Here is a 20,502-nt window from a genome sequence, read left to right as displayed (position 1 = left end):
GTACTCGGTCTTCATCGACGACGGCGGCTACGACCGTGCCGAACTGTGGTCCGAACGGGGGTGGGCGCACCGGCGGGAAGCGGGGCTGGTCGCCCCGCAATTCTGGGAACGCGATCCGAGCGGACAGCGGTGGCGGCGGGTCTTCGGCGTGATGACGCCGCTGCGCCCACGTCAGCCCGTGGTGCATGTCTGCTGGTACGAGGCCGAGGCCTACGCGAGGTGGGCGGGTAAGCGACTGCCCACCGAGGCGGAATGGGAGAAGGCCGCGCGTTTCGATCCGGCGACCGGAAGTACCCGCGAATACCCTTGGGGTGACACCGAACCCGATGACGACACCGCGAATCTCGGTCAGCGCCATCTCGAACCGGCCGAGGTCGGCGCGTACCCGAAGGGGGCTTCGCCCGCGGGCGTGCACCAGCTCATCGGTGACGTCTGGGAGTGGACGGCGTCGGGTTTCGAGCCCTACCCCGGCTTCCGCGCGTTCCCCTACGCCGAATACTCCGATGTCTTCTTCGGCGGCGACTACCGGGTGCTGCGCGGCGGTTCCTTCGGCACCGATCCGGTGGCCTGCCGCGGCACCTTCCGCAACTGGGATCATCCGATCCGACGCCAGATCTTCGCCGGGTTCCGCCTGGCCCGTGATCTGCGCCCCGAGGAACGTTGATGTGCCGACATCTCGGCTATGTCGGCCCGCCCGTGCGTGTCGGTGACATGCTCACCCTCGGCACGCATTCGCTGCGCACCCAGGCGTGGGCGCCACGGGATATGCGCAACGGCGGCACCATCAACGCCGACGGTTTCGGTGTCGCGTGGTGGCGCGACGACGACGAGGACACCGTGTCGGTGAGCCGCTACCGCAATCCCGCGCCGATCTGGACCGATCCGGCTGTGGAAGAGGTTCTGCCGCAACTCGAATCGTGGGCGGTGCTGGGCTCGGTGCGTTCGGCGACGGTCGGCATGCCGATCGAACTGACCGCGTGCGCGCCGTTCACCGAAGGCCGCTGGGCCTTCAGTCACAACGGGGTCGTCCCGGACTGGCGTCGGACATTAACCGCGGTCGCCGCCGAATTCGCCGACACCGCAGCCGAACTCGGGGCGGGTGCGTTGTTCGACGCGGCCCGTCTACTCGAAGCCGAGTCGGCCACCGATTCCGCGACGCTGTGGGTTCTCCTGCGCGGACTGCTCGCCACCGACTTCCCGGACGGTGCGTGGACGGCCGCACCCGCCGCGCTCCGACTGCTGATCGCGGCGGTATCGGCGCACGCGCCCGGGGCGCGGCTGAATTTTCTCCTCGGCGACGGCGCCCAACTGTGGGCGACCACCTGGCACCATTCGCTCTCGGCCCTGGTCACCGAAGACTTCGCCATCCTGTCCTCCGAACCCTTCGACGACGATCCGCGCTGGCAGTCGATCCCCGACCGCAGTCTCGTCACCGCGCGTCCGGATCACCTCGTCGTCGAACCGCTTCCCGACCCCGAAAGGCTCGCGCCATGAACGCCGTACCGACACTGGAGACCCACCTCTCCGACGACGATCTGACCGCCGCCTTGCGGGCCGACGCCCTGCTCGGCCTGACCTCGGCCCCCAAATGGCTGCCGCCCAAATGGTTCTACGACGCGCGCGGCAGTGAACTCTTCGAGCAGATCACCGAACTTCCCGAGTACTACCCGACCCGCACCGAGCGGGCGCTGCTCGAACGGGTGGTCGGCGAGATCGCGCGCAGTACCCGCGCGGAGGTTCTGGTGGAACTCGGTTCCGGCTCGTCGGCGAAGACCCGGCTGCTGCTGAACGCGCTGACCGCCGAAGGCGCGCTGGAGACGTATGTGCCCCAAGATGTCTCGTCGTCGGCGTTGCGCGCCGCGGTCGAGGAGATCGCCGCCGAATTCCCCGCCGTCTCCGTCCACGGCGTGGTCAGCGATTTCACCGGAACCCTCGGCAATCTGCCGCGCGGCGGACGTCGCATGATCGCCTTCCTCGGCGGCACCATCGGCAATCTCGTCCCGGCCGAGCGCGCGGAATTCCTCGCCGGTATCCACGAAGTACTCGAGCCGGGCGAACAACTGCTGATCGGCGCGGGCCTGGTGATCGACCCCGCGGTGCTCGTGCCCGCCTACGACGACGCGGCCGGGGTCACCGCCGAATTCAACCGAAATGTGTTGCACGTACTGAACAATCGGCTCGACGCCGATTTCGTCCCGGAGAAATTCGACCATATCGCGGTGTGGGATGCCGAGAACGAATGGATCGAGATGCGCCTCGCGGCGACCGAGGCCACCACGGTCAAGGTCCGGGAACTGGATCTGACCGTCGAATTCGCGCCCGGCGAGCAGATGCGCACCGAGATCTCGGCCAAATTCCGCATCGACGGACTGCGGGGCGAACTCGCCGCCTCCGGATTCCGCACCGAGCGGGTGTGGACCGACCCGGACGACCGCTTCGCCCTGGTGCTGTCCGAGCGGGTCTGACCCCGTCTCGACTTCGCGGTTCCCCACCGTCGAGCCGGACCAGCACTTTCGAGAATCGCTGGGTAGAGCGGGCAGCATCGCTACTCGCTCTACCCAGCGCAGCCGGTTCCGAGCGGTCACTCCGGAGTCGTGCTCCGCTGTGACCGAGATCGGCCGCGGAATCCTGCCAGCGTCACACCCGATGCGGCGCCGACCACGGTGGTGACGGTGGGGATCGCGATCCACAGCGATGCCCGCAGTTGTCTGTCGTGAGCCGCCTCGCGATCTGCTGCGTCGAGTTCCGACGAAGTCTCGCTGGACAGCCGGGCGATCTCACCGGCCGGAAGCGGTTCGTAAGAACCCTCGTAAACGACTCGGCTGTGCTCGGACGGATTTTCGTGAGTCCACACACCCATGGCGGCGAGACCCAGCAGCAGGCCGAGGACGCCGGATATACCGATCGTTCTCCAGTGATCGCGCATGAGTCGACGCTCTCACATGACGCTTCGGTTGGTTCTCGGTGGGCGCTACCCGGTCGGGGCGACGACGGCGGTGAGCCAATCGATGAACGGGCGCATGGATTCCCAGGTCTTGCGGACCTCGGTGGCGGCGCGGGCGGTGGGGAGCCAGTCGGGTGCGCCGTATTCCTTGTGACCGGTGATCGACTTGTGCCGTAGGAGTTCGATGCGTGGGTGGTCGGCCTCGTATCCCTTGGGTTTGGTCTTCAATGTGTCGCCGCCGATGGCGAAACCCTTCTTGCGGAGTTTCGCCAGGATCGCCTCGAGTTCGGAACCGCGCACCTCGTCGTCGACGGTGGCGCGGTACCGGGCGATCTGCGCGGGGGTGCCGGAGTAGAAACCGCCGCCGACGAAGAGTCCGGCGGCGCCGATCTGCACGTACCAGCCGGTTCCCGGCGCGGTGCCGACCACCGCGCCCTGCGCGGTCTTGTACGGCAGTTTGTCCTTGGAGAACCGGACATCGCGGTAGGGCCGGAAGATCTTCGCCGTTCCGAAATCGGGTTCGAGCAGGGCGGTCAACGCGACCATCGGCGCGCGCACCGATTCGTCGTACACCGCCTTGTGCGCATTCCAGAACGTCTTCGAGTTGTCGGCTTCGAGGTCTTCGTAGAAATCCAGTCCCGCCAGCGGGAAACCGGTGAATCCGCTCATGGGGACGAACTTACGCCGAGGCCGTGACATGTCGGCCGTGCGCCCGTGTCATGACGAGTCGGGGATGGGCTGTTCGTTCCGCGCCGCTGTTCGGCATCGATCATCACGGCCCGGCCCGGCCCGGCCCGTGCGCGAACGCGACGGCGGCAAGGCTCAGTGCAGGCGGTTCTGAGCGGGTTCCAAACCCAGTTTCAGCAGGAGTTCCACGGCGTCCGCCGCCTGCTCCACGATCACCGGTACCTCTTTGCGCTCCGGGGCGGCGAAGGGTTTCAGGACGTAGTCGGCCGGGTCCTGGCGACCGGGCGGACGGCCGATGCCGATGCGGGTGCGCAGGTATTCCTTGGTGGTCAACGCGCTGGAGATGGAACGCAGACCGTTGTGACCACCTTCGCCGCCGCCGCGTTTGAGTTTTATCTCACCGAAGGGCAGGTCGAGTTCGTCGTGGACGACGATGACCTCGGTGGCGGGGACGGAGAAGAATTTCGCCAACGCGGCCACCGGACGGCCGGAGAGGTTCATGAACGACCGCGGCTTGGCGATCAGCACCTGACGGCCGTCCAGGCGCGCCTGCAACAGGTCGGCGCCGGATTTCTTGTGCACGGCGAAACGGCCGCCGACGCGCTCTGCGAGCACGTCGGCGACCAGGAAGCCGATGTTGTGCCGGGTGCGCTCGTATTCGGGGCCTGGGTTACCCAGTCCGACCACGAGCGCGGGTCCGGTCACGGATTCGGTCATGAAGAGAACCGATGCGAAAGACTATTCGGCGGACTCTGTACCCTCGCCGGACTCTTCGCCCTCGGCCTCGGCGGCAGGCGCGGCGATGATGTTGACGATCAGCAGATCGGGATCGGCGGCCAGGGTGACGCCCTCGGGCATCACGACATCGCCCGCGTTGATCTGGGTGCCTGCCTCGGCGCCCTCGATCGAGATCTCGATGGCCTCGGGCAGGTTCATCGCGTCCGCCTCGATGGAGACGGTGATGGCGTCCTGGGTGACCAGGGTGCCGGAGGCGGCCTCGCCGATCAGGGTCACGGGGACATCGGCGGTGGCCTTGTCGCCACGCTTGAGGACCAGCAGGTCGGCGTGCTCGATGTAACGACGGATCGGGTGCACGACAACCGATTTGGTGAGCGCGAGCTGCTTCTCGCCGTCGATGACGAGGTTGAGCACCGCGTTGGTGCCGTGCTCACGCAGGATCGCGGCGAACGCCTGGGCGTTCACCGACAGGTGCTGCGGGTCGGACTGGTGGCCGTACAGCACGGCGGGGACGTTGCCGGCACGACGGGTGCGGCGCGCGGCGCCCTTACCGAACTCGGTGCGTACGGCGGCTTCGAGAAGGTTGGCGTCGGACATGACTGGATCTACTCCTACGGCTCTTCCGGGCTGGATCAACGGTTGCTCGCCGGCGATTACAGAAAAACCAGTGGCTGTCGTAATCGTGGCGGTGGTCTACTCGTCGGGCGAAGACTGAACGAGGACGGCCGGAAGCCGAGCCGCGTCGATCACGGTGAACGCAAAACGTCTGCGGTCACCCTCGCCGAGACAACCCGAACACCATACCGCAGCAGCCCGGACATATTTCAATCGGCCTGGTCAGGATCGGGGTGGTGGTGAGCGGCGCGGCGACGAGCCGACATCGGCCGTCACGTACGCTGGAGCGGTTGCCGATCGGTCGTGAAGTGAAAGGTTGTTCCGTGACCGCCCCTGAGGATGTCGTCGCTCCCACGCCGCGCGGACTGCCCGCCGAAGTCTCGCGTCGACGCACGTTCGCGGTGATCTCGCACCCCGACGCGGGCAAGTCGACGCTGACCGAGGCACTCGCGCTGCACGCCAGGATGATCTCCGAGGCGGGCGCCATCCACGGCAAGGCCGGACGCAAGTCGACGGTCTCGGACTGGATGGAGATGGAGAAGGCCCGAGGCATCTCCGTCAGCTCCACCGCGTTGCAGTTCAACTACCGCGCCGCGGGCTCGGATATCGACAATGTCATCAACCTGGTCGACACCCCCGGTCACTCGGATTTCTCCGAGGACACCTACCGCGTGCTCACCGCCGTCGACGCGGCGGTCATGTTGATCGACGCCGCCAAGGGCCTGGAACCGCAGACGTTGAAACTGTTCCAGGTGTGTCGCCATCGCGGCATCCCGGTCGTCACCGTCATCAACAAATGGGACAGGCCAGGTCAGGCGCCGCTGGAACTGCTCGACGAGATCAACGAGCGCATCGGCCTCACCCCGACCCCGCTGTTCCTCCCGGTCGGCATCGCGGGCGATTTCCGCGGCCTGCTGCGCCGCGGCGAGGACGGCGCGGCCGTCGAGTACGTCCACTTCACCCGCACCGCGGGCGGCGCGACCATCGCCCCCGAGGAATCGCTGACCCCGGAACAGGCGCGCGAGCGCGAGGGCGAGGCGTGGGATACCGCGGCCGAGGAGAGCGAACTGCTCTCGGCCACCGGACAGGACCACGATCAGGAGATGTTCCTGGCCGGTCAGACCTCACCGGTCATCTACGCCTCCGCGATGTTGAACTTCGGTGTCAGGCAGCTGCTGGAGACGCTGGTCGCGCTGGCCCCCGCCCCGGCCGCGCGCGCCGATGTCAACGGCAACCCGCGCGAGACCAGCTCGCCGTTCAGCGCGGTGGTGTTCAAGGTCCAGGCGGGGATGGACGCCGCCCATCGCGACCGGCTCGCGTTCATGCGCATCGTCTCCGGCGAGTTCGAGCGCGGCATGGTGGTCACGCACGCCCAGACCGGCAGACCGTTCGCGACGAAATACGCGCTGACCGTCTTCGGCCGCGAACGCACCACGGTCGACACCGCCTATCCGGGCGATGTGGTCGGACTCGTGAACGCGACCGCGCTCGCCCCCGGCCACACCCTTTTCGTGGACAAGAAAGTGGAATTCCCGCCGATTCCCTCGTTCGCGCCCGAACATTTCGCCGCCCTGCGCGCGCAGAGCGCGGGTAAGTACAAACAGTTCCGCAAGGCGATCGACCAGCTCGATTCCGAGGGCGTGGTGCAGGTGTTGCGCAACGATCTGCGCGGTGACGCCTCCCCCGTGCTCGCCGCCGTCGGTCCGATGCAGTTCGAGGTCGTCACCGCCCGGATGATGGCCGAATTCAATGTCGAGACGAAAATGGAATTCCTCGGCTACACCCTCGCGCGGCGCACCGACGCGGAATCGGCTCCCGAACTCGATCGTCAGCGCGGCGTCGAGGTGTTCACCCGCACCGACGGTGCGATTCTCGCGCTGTTCAGCGACAAATGGCGGTTGCAGTACATCGAGAAGGAACATCCGAAACTGCTGCTGGAACCGCTGGTCGCGACCGCGGACTGACTACCGCGACTCGGGTTCGCGCCGCACCGGCGCGGCGCCGGGATCCCGTTCGACCGGCGCGATTCCGCTCTCGCGCGCGATCAACCCCCAGCGGCTCGAGGTCAGGCGCAGGCTGGGCAGATCGCTGAGCGAGAGCACCACCTCGTAGGAGCGTTCGTATCCGGTGTGCGCGATCCGCCACTGTCCGTCCTCGCAGCGCACGTAGCGGTCGGTGTAGAACGCGGCCCCGCGCAACAGCATGTTGTGCTCGGGAATGAGGACGGTATCGGCCAGGTACCAGGTACCGGTCGCGGTATCGCCGTCGACGTCGATTTCCGGGTGGTCGCAGCGATGCTCGGTGATGACGTGCGGACCGAGAGTATTGCGCATGAATGCGAGGAATGCGTCACGGGATTCGAATTGAAGATATTCGCTGTAGGTGGCGGTGGCCTCGGGAATCATCGTGTCCGCGAACTCTTCCCACTCTTTCGTGTCGAGTGTGCGCAGATAGCGGAATTTCAGCCTGCTGATTGCGGAGATGTCGTCGACCCCGCGTTCGTCGCGCCGCGGCGGGGTGGTGCGGATGCGGGGGTCACCGTTGGGATTCATCTCGTCGGCCGCGGATTCGTCGGCGGCGATGGCCGGGTCCACCTGCTCGCCGTCCGGCGCGGCGGGGTCGTCGGTGACGACAGCACCGGCGGTCACATCGTCGTCGGCGCCGGGGCGGCCGTCACCGGCGGGGGGCGGCGCCTCGGTCGCCCCGTTCACCTCGGCAACGGTCGTGACGCTCTCGGAGGTCGTGTCGCCGACGTGCCTTTCGGCGGCGTTCGCCCCCGGGTCGCCACGCCACTGCTCGCCGCTTCCCTGATGCATATCTCAACAATCCCATCCGAAGCTGCCATGCCTCACGATTTGGGGGAGATCTGTATCAGATTGCTATCACCAGACGAGCATATTGCGTATGCGGCGGGGTCGGAAGATCAATTTCCGATCGTGAAGCAGGTCCGGCAGAAATCCTCGCCGAATTCGGTCAGCCGCAAACTCTTGCGCACGATCTTGGGCGCGCGACCGGCCTTCTTCAACGCGGCCTCGACAACCGGCTGTACTTCCAGGACCATGTACCGGCTCAACACCACCGGATCGTCGGAGGTCGAGGTCAGGCCGAGGCGGTTGAGGTTGATCAGATACGGGCGGGCCCGGTCCGGGTAGCGAACGCCCGCCTGCTCCGGCACCGAGGTGAGATCGCCGCGCACCAGTTCCGAACCGATACCGAGCGGACGATTGGTCCGTACATCGACCGCGGGCTGCGGACCGTTGAGCGCCATGAAGCGCAGGATGCGCGCCTCGTCGGGGGCGAGTTCGTCGAGGATGCGGTCGTAGGCGGGGTGCACGTCCTCGGTGAAGTACACGTCGGCCGAACGGGCGAGCAGCGCGTCACCGCGACGGCGTAATTCCTGCGTGGTGGCCGAACGCAGATGCGAGCCGATCGCGACCGGCTGCGCACCGGCTGCGCCGGTGCCGTTGCCGGGAGTCGGTACATAGCTGACGATTTCGCGCACCGAACCCTCGGTGACGCCGAGCGCGCTGCGGGCGATGGCGCGCAGGGCGTTACCGGTGCGGTCGGCGATATCGGCCGACGATTCACCGTCGAGCGCCGCCTTGGTGATCTCCTTGGTGACCTCGTAGGAGGTGTTGACCGCCCACTGTCCACCGCGCACGGCGGTGCCCGCCGCGAGACCCGCCGCGCGGAACACACCGCGGATCAGTCGGGCCTCGTTGCTGATCTGCCGCTCTTCGACATCCGAGCTGCGTTCCACGGAGCGGGAACCGGCTCGGGTGATGTCCTGTCCGGCCCTGTCGTCTGCCACGTCTACTCCGATGTATTGCCAAGTGAACGAGTCTGTCTGCCCGAGATTATTGTCCGTCAGCCTTCCAGGTACGCCGAACTCGGCGTTCTCCGGGCCACCCCTGTCCACATCCGTGCCACCCCGCGCCGGAATGTGGTGGTGGCCATTGTCGCCGCAGCCGCACCGGGCTGCGACATTACCGCCGCGCACTGTGACCGATATCTCCGGCTCAGGGCTGTCGGCGCGGCGTCGAACCCGACACGGCTCGACAGCTCACAATGGGGTCCAGCACGCCCAGGGGTGCTAGTTTGGGGTGCCGGTGAGGCGGCGGACCACCGGTTGTATCTGCAGGAGGGTGTCGTGCTGGAGAATATTTTCGGAATCCACCCGACAATCCTTCTCGAGCTTGTGACCATTCCGCTTTTCACTGGCGTGATCGGTTACATCACGAACTGGACCGGCATCTTGATGCTGTTCAAGCCGATCGCTTTCCACGGGGTCCGGCTACCCGGTCTTCGTGCGGTTTTCCCCTTCCTGCCCAAACGAATTCAGGTTCTTCCGCTACTGAGCTACGACGGGCGAATCGGCTGGCAGGGCATCGTTCCGTCCCGCGCCGACAAAATGGCGAGCATCGCCGTCGACAAAGGGCTGGCCAAACTCGGCAGCGTGGCCGACTTCTATCGGGAGTTGGAGCCGGACAAACTCGCCGAACATCTGACGTCCATCGCCGACGCGCAGATCCGCGACATCGTCGAGGAAATCCTGCGCCGCGAACATCCGCAGTTCTGGTACAACCTGCCGACCCAGGTGCGCGAGATGGTGCACGCGCGCGTCAAGCAGCAGCTGCCCGAGATTCTGCTGGAACTGACGAATGAACTCGGCGCGAATATCGATCAACTGATCGACGTCAAGCAAATGGTGATCCGGTACTTCCAAGCCAGGCCGCATCTGCTCAATACGCTGTTCCAGGTGCTCGGCGCGAAGGAACTGCGGTTCATGCAGAACTTCGGTTTCTACTTCGGCGCGCCGATGGGTGTGGTGCTGGTCGGCGTGCTGCACCTGACGGGCTGGTCGAGTCTGGTCGTACTGCCGATCGGCGGTGTGATCATCGGCTGGGTGGTCAACTACGTCGGCCTGAACATGATCTTCGCGCCCGCCTACCCGAAATGGTGGTGCCCGTGGCGGCAGGGTCTGTTGATCAAACGCCAGGACGAGATCACCGCGGGCTACGCCGAACTGGTATCGAGCCAGGTCATGACGGTCGCCAATATCGGTGACGAACTGCTCAACGGCCCGCGCTCGGACCGCACCATGCAGATGCTGGAGGACACCCTGCGCCCCGCCGCCGACCGCGCGCTCGGCGCGGCCAGGCCTGCGGTGAAGTTCATGCTCGGCAGCCGCGAGTACGACTCGCTGCAATCCACCCTGACCACCGAGGCCATGGGGATCGCCCCCATCGCCTTCGCCGACCCGGAGTTCAACGTCCGCCAGGGCAAGCAGATCAACGACTACATCGCCAAACAGATGTCGGCGCTCTCGCCCAACGACTTCGTGGATATGCTGCGAGCGGCCATCAAACAGGACGAATGGCTCCTTTTTCTGCATGGCGGTGTGCTCGGGCTGTTCGCCGGATACGCTCATATCCTGATCTTCGGAACGGGAGTGGCGACGACATGGCTATGACGGATACGGACGGCGACGGCGGCGATATCGAGGCCGTCGAGCCCTCCGGAACCGTCGAGTCGGCGTCGCCGACGCCTTCCACGGAACTGGCGCGACGGCCGACCGGCACGGTCGATCTTCCCGAACACGGACGCCACCGCCCTTCCGCTCGTGACACCGTGCGCGCCGCCACCGGCGTCGCCAAGGTCGCGGTCACGGCCGCGGGCGCGGTGACCGCGTGGAGTGTCGACACCGCGCTCGGAGTCGGCGCAGCCGTGGTGCGCGGCAGTATCGCGGGCACGCCGACGCGGGAGGTCCTCGCCGAGGCCGAGGCCGAATTCAAGGGCGCGGTCCGCAAAGCCCTCGGTATTTCCTCCGCACCGGCCACCAGCCGGGACGCCGAGGTGCCGACACTGCGCGAACAGGGCGCGGCGCTGCTGAAACTATCCGCGAGCACCCACGCCGACGCGGGGGAGATCCACCCCGCCTTCGCGCGGATGCTCGCCGATCTGACCCCCGACGAAGCCCGCATCCTGCGTTTCCTGCACATGGACGGCCCGCAGCCTTCCATCGATATCCGCACCGGGCGTCCGCGCGGACTCGGCGCGGAGCGGGTCGTGTCGGGACTCAATCTGATCGGTGACCACGCGGGCCTGCGTTTCCCGAACCGGATCCAGCAGTATCTGCCCAACCTGCGCCGACTCGGGCTGATCGACTTCGCGCGCGAACCGGTCGGCAATCCGAACCGCTACCAGATCCTCGAAGCGCAGTCCCCGGTGCGGGAAGTGCTCAAGCGCTCAGGATTCGGGACCAAGGTGTACTACCGCAGCATCGTGCTCACCGGATTCGGCGCGGACTTCGTGCAGACCTGCCTTCCGGTGGTCGTACAGGACGGCCGCGCCTCCGGCACCAGCTGACGTCTCAGGATTCGTCGGCCAGTTCCATCCAGCGTTCCTCGGCGATCTCCTTGTCGGCGAGCACCTGTTTGAGTTCGGCGCCGAGCGTGACGAGCCGGTCCGGCTCGGTGGCCGCGTCGGCCAGCGCCGCGTGCAGTTTCCGCTCGCGCTCGGTGAGTTTGTCGATGGCGCGTTCGAGTTTGGACAACTCCTTGCGGGCGGCGCGATAGGCGGCGGAATCGGTGGCCGTGGCCGCCGTGACGACCGCTTTGCCGTCGCCCGGTTTGCCGGAGATCTCCCCCTGTGCCGCACGCTTTTTCAGGTATTCGTCGATGCCGCCGGGCAGGTTGGTGAGTTTCCCGTCGCCGAACAGCGCCCACGTCGAATCCGCGATGCGTTCGATGAGATAGCGATCGTGGCTGATGACGACCAGGGTGCCCGCCCAGTTGTCGAGCAGATCCTCCAACTGCTGCAAGGTATCGATATCGAGATCGTTGGTCGGCTCGTCGAGCAGCAGCACATTCGGTTCGGCCATCAGGATGCGGGTGAGCTGGAGTCGCCTGCGTTCACCGCCGGACAGGTCACCGACCGGGGTGCGCTGACGCGCGGGGGTGAACCCGAGCCGCTCGGCGAGTTGACCGGCGGAGATCTCCTTGTCGCCCAGCATGATTCGCTGCGCGACCTGCTGGACTGCTTCGAGCACCCGCATATCGACCGGCAGGTCGTCGAGTTCCTGTCGCAGCCAGCCGATCTGAACGGTCTGGCCCTGAATCCGTTTGCCCGCGGCCGGTTCCACCTCGCCCGCCAGCGCGCGCAACAGGGTGGTCTTGCCCGAACCGTTGACCCCGACCAGGCCGACGCGCTCGCCCGGCGCGAGACGCCAGGTGAGGTCGCGCACCAGTTCGCGCCCGTCCGGGGTGGTGAGGGTGGTGTCCTCGAGTTCGATCACGACGCGGCCGAGACGTTTGCGGGCGAACGCGGCCAGCGAGACGCTGTCGCGCGGGGCCGGCACATCGGCGATGAGTGCCTCGGCCGCTTCGACCCGGTAGCGCGGCTTGGAAGTGCGCGCCCGCGCACCGCGTCGCAACCACGCCAACTCCTTGCGCGCCAGATTGCTGCGGCGGGCCTCGCTCGCGTCGGACTGCCTCGCGCGTTCGGCCCTGGCGAAGATCCAGTCGCCGTACCCACCCTCGTAACTCTCGACCTTGCCGCCGACGACCTCCCAGGTATTCGTGGCGACGGTGTCGAGGAACCAGCGATCGTGGGTGACGACGACGAGCGCGCTGCGCCGCGCGGTCAGATGCCGCGCCAGCCACTGCACACCCTCGACGTCGAGGTGGTTGGTGGGCTCGTCCAGGACGAGCAGGTCGAGATCGCGCACCAGCGCGGCGGCCAGCGCGACCCGGCGACGTTCCCCGCCGGAGAGGTTGTCCACCGAGGCGTCCATGCCGAGGCCCTCGATGCCGATGCCCTCGATGACCGAGCGGATCCGCGGATTCGACGCCCATTCGTGTTCGGCCAGATCGTGGGAGCCGCCGACGCTCTGATCGTCGGCGAGACCCGCGAGCACGATCGATCCCACCGTCGACCCGGGAGGCAACACCCCGCGCTGGGTGACCACGGCGACGCGCAGTCCGCCGACCCGGCTCACCCGGCCCGAGTCGGGCGCCTCGATCCCGGTCAGCACCTCGAGCAGCGTGGTCTTACCGCCGCCGTTCAGGCCGACGACACCGATGCGTTCACCGGCGTGCACGCCGAGCGACACATTGTCCAGAAGCGGCGTGATGCCGAAGCTCTTGGACACCTGTTCGAGGTTGATCAGGTTGGACATGGATCCTTCCGAAGGTCGCGCGGGCAGCGCGCTGCGTGCCCCGGCAAGCGTAACGCGCCCGCCGTGTCCGGTTCCGCGCCGATCAGCGCTTACCGTGCGCCTCGTCGCCGATCACGCGCGCGCCCGGGACGGGTCCGCTCGCGGTGCGCACGCTGCGGGTGACGCCCGCGCCCGCCAGTTCCGCCGCGACCGAGATCGCGGAATCCGCGCTCTCGCAGAGGAAGGCACAGGTCGGTCCCGAGCCCGAGACCAGGGCGGCCAGCGCACCCGCCGTGACGCCCGCGCGCAGTGTCCTGCGCAGTTCCGGTTTCAACGACAGCGCGGCGGCCTGGAGGTCGTTGCCGAGCAGCGGGGCCAGCTGGGCCGGGTCACCCGAGGCGAGCGCCTGCATGAGGTCCTGCGGTTCGCCGAGGCGGGGCGGATCACCGTTGGCACGCAGCCGGTCCAGTTCCGCGAAGACCGACGGCGTCGACAGTCCGTCCTTGGCCAGGGCGAGTACCCAGTGAAAGGTATTGCGGGACAGCACGGGCAGCAGCCGTTCGCCCCGGCCGGTGCCGAGCGCGGTGCCGCCGTGTAGTGAGAAGGGCACGTCGCTGCCGAGTTCGGCGGCGATCACGGCCAATTCGTCGCGGGCGAGCCCGAGTTCCCAGAGTTCGTTCAGCCCGACGAGCGCGGCGGCGGCGTCCGCGCTGCCGCCCGCCATTCCGCCCGCGACCGGAATGCCCTTGGTGATCGCGATCTCGACCAGGGGCGCGCGACCGGCGAGGTGCGCGAGCCGCACCGCCGCCTTCCAGACGAGATTGGTCCGATCGGTCGGCACCTGCGCCGCGCCCTCGCCGGTGACGCGCACACTCAGTACCGTGGACGGGGCGATCCGCAGATCGTCGCTCAGCGAGAGCGCCTGGAAGACGGTCGTCAGATCGTGATAGCCGTCCGCGCGCAGATCGCCGACTCCGAGGTGCAGATTCACCTTCGACGGCGCGCGCACGATGACTGGGCTTGGCACTACTGACAACACGATGCTCAAGCCTAACCGGTGGCTACGACACCCGTCTCGACCGATATGAGCCGTTCACCCGCCGGTCGCGATTCGGTGACAGCAGACCGCGACCGACTGTTTGCACCCCGTACCCCTCGGGGGTATCTTCGAACTGTCCGGATACCCCTGGACCGTATTATCGACGACGAGCGAAGGAGTCGGAGATGGCCACAGCCACCTACACCGTCAAGGGCATGTCCTGCGGACACTGCGTCAGTTCGGTCAAGACGGAGATCGGCAGGATCGACGGGGTGACCTCGGTGGATGTCGACCTCGCGACCGGCGCGGTGCGCGTGGACAGCGCCGAACCCGTCACCGACGCCGCGATCGCGGCAGCCGTCGACGAGGCGGGCTACGAGGTCGCCGTCTGATGCGGGACCGGCTGAGATTCGTCGCGGTCGGCGGTGGACTCGTCGCGCTGCTCGGCGTCGCGCTCGGAATCGGAGCCCTCGTCGGCGATCCGGACGAGACGGTGGATCGCGGCGCGCATCACGCCGAGGCGACCGCGGCGGCGAGCGGGCTGTCGGATTCGGAATCCGGCTACCGCCTGGTCGACCTGACCGCCCCCACCGCGCCGAATCAGGCCGGTCCCCTGACATTCCGCATCATCGGACCGGACGGCGAACCCGTCACACGGTTCACCACCCAGCACGAGAAGAAATTGCACCTCATCGTCGTCCGCTCGGACGCCACCGAATTCCGGCACGTGCACCCGACCATGGACGCCGCTGGCGTCTGGTCGACCGACTGGTCGTGGGCCGCGCCGGGAAGCTACCGGGTGTTCGCCGATTTCGTGCCCGAGACCACCGGGGAGCAAAAGGATCTGGTGCTCGGGCGCACCGTCGACGTCGCGGGCCCGGCGACGCTCGCACCGCTGCCGCCCCCGACCGACACCGCGAACGTCGACGGCTACCTGGTTACCCGCCACGGTGAGCTGTCCACGCGCGGAGGGGAATTGCGTTTCACGATCTCGCGCGACGGCAAACCGGTCACCGATCTCGATCCCTATCTCGGGGCCAACGCCCACTTGGTCGCGTTGCGCGCCGGGGATCTGGCCTACCTGCACGTGCATCCGGAGACGGACGGCACCCGAGGACCCGACGTGACCTTCCACGCGCAGGCCCCGAGCGCGGACGACTACCGGCTCTACCTGGACTTCTCCCACGGCGGCTCGGTGCACACCGCGGAATTCACCGTCTCGGCCACGGGTTCGGAAAAACTCACAGGCCCATCCACATCCGGTGGCGGCGGACACACGGGCGGCGGACACCGGTGAAAGGTTCGGGCCCGCGCGCCTGATCTCGCCGATACACCGGGTTCGACCTGGCCTTTTATCGAAGTGTGAGGTCGATTCGGCAGTACCGGCGACGGTCCGGCGCGCCCTGCCCTTCGGTCGACCGAAGGAAGGCAAACGCCGGTTATCCACAGTTTGTTCGGACGACCGCCTTCTGGTCGGACCGTACGAGTCGACCCGAGCCCGACTCAGGCCTGCGCGGCCAATCGGACGTAGGCGGCGGTATCGAGGGTCTCCCCGCGCGCGGTCGGCGCGATACCCGCCGCGATCAGCCTGCGCTCGGCCTCGGGGGCCGATCCCGCCCACCCGGCGAGCGCGGCGCGCAGGGTCTTCCTGCGCTGCGCGAAGGCCGCGTCCACGACGGCGAAGACCCGGCGGCGGTGTTCCTCGTCGGTCGGCCACGGCGGTTCGGCGTAGCGCTCGACGCGGACCAGACCGGATTCCACGCGCGGCACCGGCCAGAAGACCTGGGTGCCGACCGCACCGGCGCGGCGCACCGTGCCGAAGAAACCCGCCTTGACGCTCGGGACACCGTAGACGCGGCCGCCGGGTTCGGCGGCGAGCCGGTCGGCGACCTCGGCCTGCACCATCACCAGGGAGGTCATGAGACTCGGCAGTTCGGCGAGCAGATGCAGCAGCACCGGCACCGCGACGTTGTAGGGCAGATTGGCGACCAGCGCGGTCGGCACCGCGGGCAGGTCGGCGGCGGCGACCCGCAGCGCGTCGGCCTCGACCACCCGCAGTCGGTCGGCCAGCTCCGGCGCACGGTCGGCCACGGTGACCGGAAGATGTTGCGCGAGTATCGGATCGATCTCCACGGCGACCACGGAATCCACCACGTCGAGCAGGGCGAGGGTCAGCGATCCGAGTCCGGGGCCCACTTCGAGAACGGTGTCGGTGCGCCCGACGCCCGCCGCCGTGACGATCCGACGCACCGTATTGCCGTCGTGCACGAAGTTCTGCCCGAGCTGTTTGGTCGGACGCACCCCGAAACGCTCCGCCAGCGTTCGTACCTCGGCGGGGCCGAGCAGAGCTGCGCTGCCACGCACGGAGGTATCGGGTTCTGACACCCGAAGAACCTACCAAGTGCCCGACGTCGGGAAAGGCGCGGACTACCCGAGGCCGAGGCGGCCGGTGCAGCCGGGCCAGGCGCCCCAGCCCTGCCCGGCGCGGGTGACTTCGGCGATCGCGATCTGCTCTTCCCTGGTGGCGAGATCGGCACGCGGCGCGTAGCGGGTGCCGCCCTGGCGCTCCCAGGTGCTCTGGTCGAACTGGATACCGCCGTAGTAGCCGTTGCCGGTGTTGATCGCCCAGTTGCCGGTCGATTCGCACCGCGCGAGCGCGTCCCAGATCGCGCCGTCGCGTACCGGGGGCACCTCGGTACCCGGTTTGGCGCCCTTGCGCACCGTCTTGGGCTGCGCGGGCACGGTGACGGTACTGGCGATCTGCTCCCGGCCGATCTCGGAGCCGTTGAGCATGGTGACCGCGAACGTGACGTCCTGAACCCCGGGCGCACCCTTCTCCTCGACGATGGTGCGGCTCATATTCATCGTGACGTCCTCGATGACGTTCTCCGGCGGATCCAGCGGCATCGTCTCGACGCGCTTCTCGATCCGCTGGCGGGTGACGACCACCTTCATCCCGTCGGTGAGCGGGGTGTCGGCGGCCGGTTCCACGCTGTCCTGCTCGATGAGCGGAATACCCGCGACGGTGAGGAATTCGCCGACCGTCGGCGCGGCCAGCCGCACGTCGACGGTATTGCCGATGCCGTCGAGCAGCGCGACGGTGCGCGGGGTCGAGACCCGCATCGAGGCCCCGATCAGCGGCAACCGCTCGCCGCGCGCGGGCGCGACGTAGTTGTCGGCGGGGATCTTCAGCTGTTCCATGGCCTCACCCGCGGTCACGCCGGTGGTCCACACCTTCTGCGCCTTGCCGTCGACCGTCAGGGTGATCTCGCGGGCCCGGTTGAACACGATCGTCGCGCCGTCGACGAGCGCGGCGGCCGGATTGGGGCGCACCAGGTCGCGGTCGGAGACGTCGAAGCCCGCGGCGCGCAGCAGTCCGGCGACATTGCGCGACATGGTGGTCTGGGTGGTCTGTTCGCCGTCCACCACGACGGTGACGGTCTTGCGGTTCACGATCGCCATCGCCGCACCCACGATCAGCGTCATCAGCAGGGCCGCGATCGCCGCGTAGAGCAGCGGCGATCTGGACTGGTTGATGCGCACGAATGGGGACATGGTCACAGCACGATAACGAAGCCGGGATGGCACGACAACCGACGACACGCGAACTGCGCGGACCGTTATCACGAACAAATCTCGACACCGCAGGTACATCACGGAATGGAGACCAGAAGTGAGCTGGATCACACACCCGTGTAGTGCGGTGCCGAACGGGTATTCGCGCGATCTCAGACCCGGTAGACGCGTCGCGCGTTGAGGGTGGTGAGTTCGGCCAACTCGAACGGATCCTGCGCCCGCAATTCGGCCAGCGCGCGCACCGTGTACGGCAGGCAGTACGGTTCGTTCGGCGCTCCGCGGAACGGATGCGGGGTCAGATAGGGCGCGTCGGTTTCCACCAGGATCTGCTCGACCGGGACGACCTTGGCGGCCTCGCGCAATTCGTGCGCGTTACGGAAACTCACCGTTCCGGAGAAGCTCAGGAAGTAGCCCTCCCCCACGCACGCGAGCGCCATATTCGTATCCGACGAGAAGCAATGGAAGATCACCTTCGGCGGCGCGCCCTCGTCCAGCAATACGGTGAGCAGATCGTGATCGGCCTCGCGATTGTGGATCATCAGCGGTTTCTTCGACCGTTTCGCCAGATCGATATGCCAGCGGAAACCCTCGATCTGGGTTTCGACATCCGCGCAGCCCTCGAGCTTTCCGGGCCAGTAGTAGTCGAGCCCGGTCTCACCGACCGCGACCACCCTCGGATCGGCGGCGAGCCGTTCCAGCTCGGCCTTGGCCTCGTCGTCGAGGGCGTTCGCCCTGGTCGGATGCAATGCCACCGCGGCGTACACCCGCGGATCCCAGTGCGCGGCGCGCACCGCCCACCGCGCGGCGGCCAGATCGTCGGCGACGGTGACGATGGTGCCGACCCCGGCCGAGGCAGCCCGATCGGCCATCACCCGGACCGAATCGGCGTCGGTCGCGCCGCATGCGTCCAGGTGGGTATGGGCGTCGACCAGCGGTTCGAGCGGTTCGGGCAGTTCCGGCGCGGGCCGTTTCGCGCTCATCGGCGGCCTGCCGGTGACAGCACACCGGATGCGGGGATATTCGATCGAGCGACTGAATGCACGCGCATTACAGTAGTGACACCATGAGCGAGCGAAGCGAGCGATCCATCCCCACCGCCGACGGTTCGGTCGTGCCGGAGCCCGATGTCAGGCAGGCGCAGGCATGAGCGACACCGATCGCCCGGCGTTCTACGTCACCACCGCCATCGCGTACCCCAACGGCGCACCGCATATCGGGCACGCCTACGAGTACGTCTCGGCCGACGCCATCGCCAGGTTCAAACGGCTCGACGGCTACGACGTGTTCTTCATGACCGGCACCGACGAGCACGGCCAGAAGATGCAGCAGACCGCCGCCACCGAAGGTGTGCCGGTGGAAGAGCTGGCGGCGCGCAATTCCGATGTGTTCGAGGCGATGGACAAGGCGCTCGACATCTCCTTCGACCGTTTCATCCGCACCACCGACGCGGATCACCAGACCGCGAGCGTGGCCATCTGGGAGCGGATGCTGGCCAGCGGCGACATCTACCTCGGCAACTACTCCGGCTGGTACTCGGTGCGCGACGAGGCGTTCTACACCGACGAGGAGACCACCGTCCAGGAGGACGGCACCAGGATCTCCACCGACACCAAGACTCCGGTCGAATGGACCGAGGAGTCCAACTACTTCTTCAAACTGTCGGAGTACCAGGACAAACTGCTCACCCTCTACGACGAGCACCCGGAATTCGTCGCGCCCGCCACCCGGCGCAACGAGATCGTCAGCTACGTCAAGGCGGGCCTGAAGGATCTGTCGATCTCGCGCACCACCTTCGACTGGGGCGTGCCGGTGCCCGGCCACCCCGATCACGTCATGTACGTCTGGGTCGACGCGCTCACCAACTACATCACCGGCGTCGGCTTCCCCGATACCGATTCCGCCGCGTTCGGGAAATTCTGGCCCGCGGACGTTCACATCATCGGCAAGGACATCACCCGTTTCCACGCGGTCTACTGGCCCGCGTTCCTGATGTCGGCCGGTGTGGAATTGCCGAAACGCGTTTTCGTGCACGGGTTCCTGTACAACAAGGGCGAGAAGATGTCGAAGTCGGTCGGCAATGTCGTCGACCCGCTCGCGCTGGTCGACGAATACGGCCTGGACGCGCTGCGCTTCTTCCTGCTCCGCGAAATCTCCTACGGGCAGGACGGCAGTTACAGCCACGAGGCCATCGTCGGCCGGATGAACGCCGACCTCGCCAACGAATTCGGCAACCTGGTGCAGCGCAGCCTCACCATGGTGAACAAGAACTGCGATGCCTCGGTGCCGACGCCGGGGGAATTCACCGAAGAGGATCGCGCGCTGCTCGACCGCGCGAATTCGCTGCTCGACCGGTGCCGTGCCGAATTCGACGCCCAGCAGATGCATCTCGCGCTGGAGGCGATCTGGCTGACGCTCGGCGAGACGAACAGGTATTTCTCGGCCCAGCAGCCGTGGGCCCTGCGTAAATCGGGGACCGAGGCGGATCTGGCCAGGATGGCGACCGTTCTGTACGTCACCCTCGAGGTGGTGCGGATCGTCGCGATCCTGGTGCAGCCGGTGATGCCGGGATCGGCGGCCAAGATCCTGGATCTGCTCGCGCAGCAGAACCGGACCTTCGCCGATATCGCGACCCCGCTCACTCCCGGTGTCGCGCTGCCCGCGCCGGAACCGGTGTATCCGCGCTATGTGGAGCCCAAAGAGGCGTAGTGCCAACGAATTCCGACGACGCCGACGTACCGGTTCCGG

At 67.2% G+C, this 20,502-nt stretch carries 20 protein-coding genes; 9 read left to right on the top strand and 11 right to left on the bottom strand.

Translation table 11 applies throughout. The features are described 5' to 3' along the window. The 3 genes from JZ792_RS26510 to egtD form a co-directional block, all read left to right on the top strand. A partial coding sequence (locus JZ792_RS26510; RefSeq protein WP_216914509.1) for an SUMF1/EgtB/PvdO family nonheme iron enzyme occupies positions 1–664 on the top strand: 664 nt, incomplete at its 5' end. Further along, on the top strand, positions 664–1,494 hold the full coding sequence (gene egtC, locus JZ792_RS26505; protein ID WP_216914507.1) for an ergothioneine biosynthesis protein EgtC: 831 nt from the start codon (positions 664–666) through the stop codon (positions 1,492–1,494). The genes JZ792_RS26510 and egtC, both read left to right, overlap by 1 nt. Further along, positions 1,491–2,465, top strand: coding sequence for an L-histidine N(alpha)-methyltransferase (gene egtD / locus JZ792_RS26500; protein WP_216914505.1), 975 nt, complete (start codon positions 1,491–1,493; stop codon positions 2,463–2,465). The genes egtC and egtD overlap by 4 nt, the downstream gene beginning before the upstream one ends. A 116-nt stretch (positions 2,466–2,581) precedes the next feature. Here the strand turns inward: egtD and JZ792_RS26495 are convergent, their stop codons facing one another. From JZ792_RS26495 to JZ792_RS26480, 4 genes are all read right to left on the bottom strand, one after another. Further along, on the bottom strand, positions 2,582–2,926 hold the full coding sequence (locus JZ792_RS26495) for a hypothetical protein (RefSeq protein WP_216914503.1): 345 nt from the start codon (positions 2,924–2,926) through the stop codon (positions 2,582–2,584). A gap of 45 nt (positions 2,927–2,971) precedes the next feature. Next, positions 2,972–3,613: a DUF2461 domain-containing protein gene (locus JZ792_RS26490; RefSeq protein WP_216914501.1), complete on the bottom strand. Its 642-nt coding sequence runs from the start codon at positions 3,611–3,613 to the stop codon at positions 2,972–2,974. A gap of 153 nt (positions 3,614–3,766) precedes the next feature. Continuing rightward, positions 3,767–4,348, bottom strand: coding sequence for an aminoacyl-tRNA hydrolase (pth, locus tag JZ792_RS26485; RefSeq protein WP_109527828.1), 582 nt, complete (start codon positions 4,346–4,348; stop codon positions 3,767–3,769). A 21-nt stretch (positions 4,349–4,369) separates the two neighbouring features. Beyond that, positions 4,370–4,966 carry a 50S ribosomal protein L25/general stress protein Ctc gene (locus JZ792_RS26480; protein WP_216914500.1) on the bottom strand — a complete coding sequence of 199 codons (597 nt, stop codon included), beginning with the start codon at positions 4,964–4,966 and terminating at the stop codon, positions 4,370–4,372. Between the two features lie 341 nt (positions 4,967–5,307). On the opposite strand from JZ792_RS26480, the gene JZ792_RS26475 reads away from it, so the two are divergent. After that, positions 5,308–6,948, top strand: coding sequence for a peptide chain release factor 3 (locus tag JZ792_RS26475; protein WP_216914498.1), 1,641 nt, complete (start codon positions 5,308–5,310; stop codon positions 6,946–6,948). Here the strand turns inward: JZ792_RS26475 and JZ792_RS26470 are convergent, their stop codons facing one another. Both JZ792_RS26470 and JZ792_RS26465 read right to left on the bottom strand, forming a co-directional pair. Further along, complete coding sequence (locus JZ792_RS26470) at positions 6,949–7,536, bottom strand: nuclear transport factor 2 family protein (RefSeq protein WP_216914520.1); 588 nt, start codon at positions 7,534–7,536, stop codon at positions 6,949–6,951. It lies immediately after the preceding gene. A 371-nt stretch (positions 7,537–7,907) separates the two neighbouring features. Then, positions 7,908–8,795, bottom strand: a complete 888-nt coding sequence (locus JZ792_RS26465; protein WP_216914496.1) for an Abi-alpha family protein — start codon at positions 8,793–8,795, stop codon at positions 7,908–7,910. A gap of 387 nt (positions 8,796–9,182) precedes the next feature. Between JZ792_RS26465 and JZ792_RS26460 the strand changes: the two genes are divergently transcribed. Together JZ792_RS26460 and JZ792_RS26455 are read left to right on the top strand one after the other, a co-directional pair. Then, positions 9,183–10,457 (top strand): DUF445 domain-containing protein, encoded by a 1,275-nt coding sequence (locus JZ792_RS26460; protein WP_308165471.1) that lies wholly within the window; start codon positions 9,183–9,185, stop codon positions 10,455–10,457. Next, positions 10,454–11,353 (top strand): Abi-alpha family protein, encoded by a 900-nt coding sequence (locus JZ792_RS26455; protein WP_216914494.1) that lies wholly within the window; start codon positions 10,454–10,456, stop codon positions 11,351–11,353. The genes JZ792_RS26460 and JZ792_RS26455 overlap by 4 nt, the downstream gene beginning before the upstream one ends. A 4-nt stretch (positions 11,354–11,357) precedes the next feature. Here the strand turns inward: JZ792_RS26455 and JZ792_RS26450 are convergent, their stop codons facing one another. Continuing rightward, positions 11,358–13,163, bottom strand: a complete 1,806-nt coding sequence (locus JZ792_RS26450) for an ABC-F family ATP-binding cassette domain-containing protein (RefSeq protein WP_216914492.1) — start codon at positions 13,161–13,163, stop codon at positions 11,358–11,360. Positions 13,164–13,245: 82 nt separating this feature from the next. Beyond that, on the bottom strand, positions 13,246–14,181 hold the full coding sequence (locus tag JZ792_RS26445; RefSeq protein WP_109527948.1) for a 4-(cytidine 5'-diphospho)-2-C-methyl-D-erythritol kinase: 936 nt from the start codon (positions 14,179–14,181) through the stop codon (positions 13,246–13,248). A 185-nt stretch (positions 14,182–14,366) separates the two neighbouring features. Here JZ792_RS26445 and JZ792_RS26440 point away from each other — a divergent pair, with 185 nt between their 5' ends. Then, entirely contained in the window at positions 14,367–14,573 is a 207-nt protein-coding gene (locus tag JZ792_RS26440; RefSeq protein WP_216914490.1) for a heavy-metal-associated domain-containing protein, read from the top strand. Continuing rightward, positions 14,573–15,478: a DUF8832 domain-containing protein gene (locus JZ792_RS26435; RefSeq protein ID WP_216914488.1), complete on the top strand. Its 906-nt coding sequence runs from the start codon at positions 14,573–14,575 to the stop codon at positions 15,476–15,478. The genes JZ792_RS26440 and JZ792_RS26435 overlap by 1 nt, the downstream gene beginning before the upstream one ends. A gap of 206 nt (positions 15,479–15,684) precedes the next feature. On the opposite strand, the gene rsmA is transcribed toward JZ792_RS26435, so the two are convergent. From rsmA to JZ792_RS26420, 3 genes are all read right to left on the bottom strand, one after another. Beyond that, complete coding sequence (rsmA, locus tag JZ792_RS26430) at positions 15,685–16,566, bottom strand: 16S rRNA (adenine(1518)-N(6)/adenine(1519)-N(6))-dimethyltransferase RsmA (protein WP_216914486.1); 882 nt, start codon at positions 16,564–16,566, stop codon at positions 15,685–15,687. Between the two features lie 42 nt (positions 16,567–16,608). Next, positions 16,609–17,736 (bottom strand): resuscitation-promoting factor, encoded by a 1,128-nt coding sequence (locus JZ792_RS26425; protein ID WP_216914484.1) that lies wholly within the window; start codon positions 17,734–17,736, stop codon positions 16,609–16,611. A 173-nt stretch (positions 17,737–17,909) separates the two neighbouring features. Then, positions 17,910–18,737 (bottom strand): TatD family hydrolase, encoded by an 828-nt coding sequence (locus tag JZ792_RS26420; RefSeq protein WP_216914482.1) that lies wholly within the window; start codon positions 18,735–18,737, stop codon positions 17,910–17,912. Positions 18,738–18,900: 163 nt separating this feature from the next. Here JZ792_RS26420 and metG point away from each other — a divergent pair, with 163 nt between their 5' ends. After that, complete coding sequence (gene metG / locus JZ792_RS26415) at positions 18,901–20,463, top strand: methionine--tRNA ligase (RefSeq protein ID WP_216914480.1); 1,563 nt, start codon at positions 18,901–18,903, stop codon at positions 20,461–20,463. Positions 20,464–20,502: the final 39 nt, after the last annotated feature.

The sequence above is a fragment of the Nocardia noduli genome, from assembly GCF_019038455.1.
Taxonomy (GTDB): Bacteria; Actinomycetota; Actinomycetes; order Mycobacteriales; family Mycobacteriaceae; genus Nocardia; species Nocardia noduli.
Note: the sequence above shows the minus strand (reverse complement) of the source record. Positions and strands in the feature narration are given on the sequence as shown.

Bases quoted from the DNA above. Each gene is read 5' to 3' on its own strand.
- egtC (WP_216914507.1), top strand. From the start codon at position 664: ATGTGCCGACATCTCGGCTATGTCGGCCCGCCCGTGCGTGTCGGTGAC.
- egtD (WP_216914505.1), top strand. From the start codon at position 1,491: ATGAACGCCGTACCGACACTGGAGACCCACCTCTCCGACGACGATCTG.
- JZ792_RS26495 (WP_216914503.1), bottom strand. From the start codon at position 2,926: ATGCGCGATCACTGGAGAACGATCGGTATATCCGGCGTCCTCGGCCTG.
- JZ792_RS26490 (WP_216914501.1), bottom strand. From the start codon at position 3,613: ATGAGCGGATTCACCGGTTTCCCGCTGGCGGGACTGGATTTCTACGAA.
- pth (WP_109527828.1), bottom strand. From the start codon at position 4,348: ATGACCGAATCCGTGACCGGACCCGCGCTCGTGGTCGGACTGGGTAAC.
- JZ792_RS26480 (WP_216914500.1), bottom strand. From the start codon at position 4,966: ATGTCCGACGCCAACCTTCTCGAAGCCGCCGTACGCACCGAGTTCGGT.
- JZ792_RS26470 (WP_216914520.1), bottom strand. From the start codon at position 7,536: ATGAATCCCAACGGTGACCCCCGCATCCGCACCACCCCGCCGCGGCGC.
- JZ792_RS26455 (WP_216914494.1), top strand. From the start codon at position 10,454: ATGACGGATACGGACGGCGACGGCGGCGATATCGAGGCCGTCGAGCCC.
- JZ792_RS26450 (WP_216914492.1), bottom strand. From the start codon at position 13,163: ATGTCCAACCTGATCAACCTCGAACAGGTGTCCAAGAGCTTCGGCATC.
- JZ792_RS26440 (WP_216914490.1), top strand. From the start codon at position 14,367: ATGGCCACAGCCACCTACACCGTCAAGGGCATGTCCTGCGGACACTGC.
- JZ792_RS26435 (WP_216914488.1), top strand. From the start codon at position 14,573: ATGCGGGACCGGCTGAGATTCGTCGCGGTCGGCGGTGGACTCGTCGCG.
- JZ792_RS26425 (WP_216914484.1), bottom strand. From the start codon at position 17,736: ATGTCCCCATTCGTGCGCATCAACCAGTCCAGATCGCCGCTGCTCTAC.
- JZ792_RS26420 (WP_216914482.1), bottom strand. From the start codon at position 18,737: ATGAGCGCGAAACGGCCCGCGCCGGAACTGCCCGAACCGCTCGAACCG.
- metG (WP_216914480.1), top strand. From the start codon at position 18,901: ATGAGCGACACCGATCGCCCGGCGTTCTACGTCACCACCGCCATCGCG.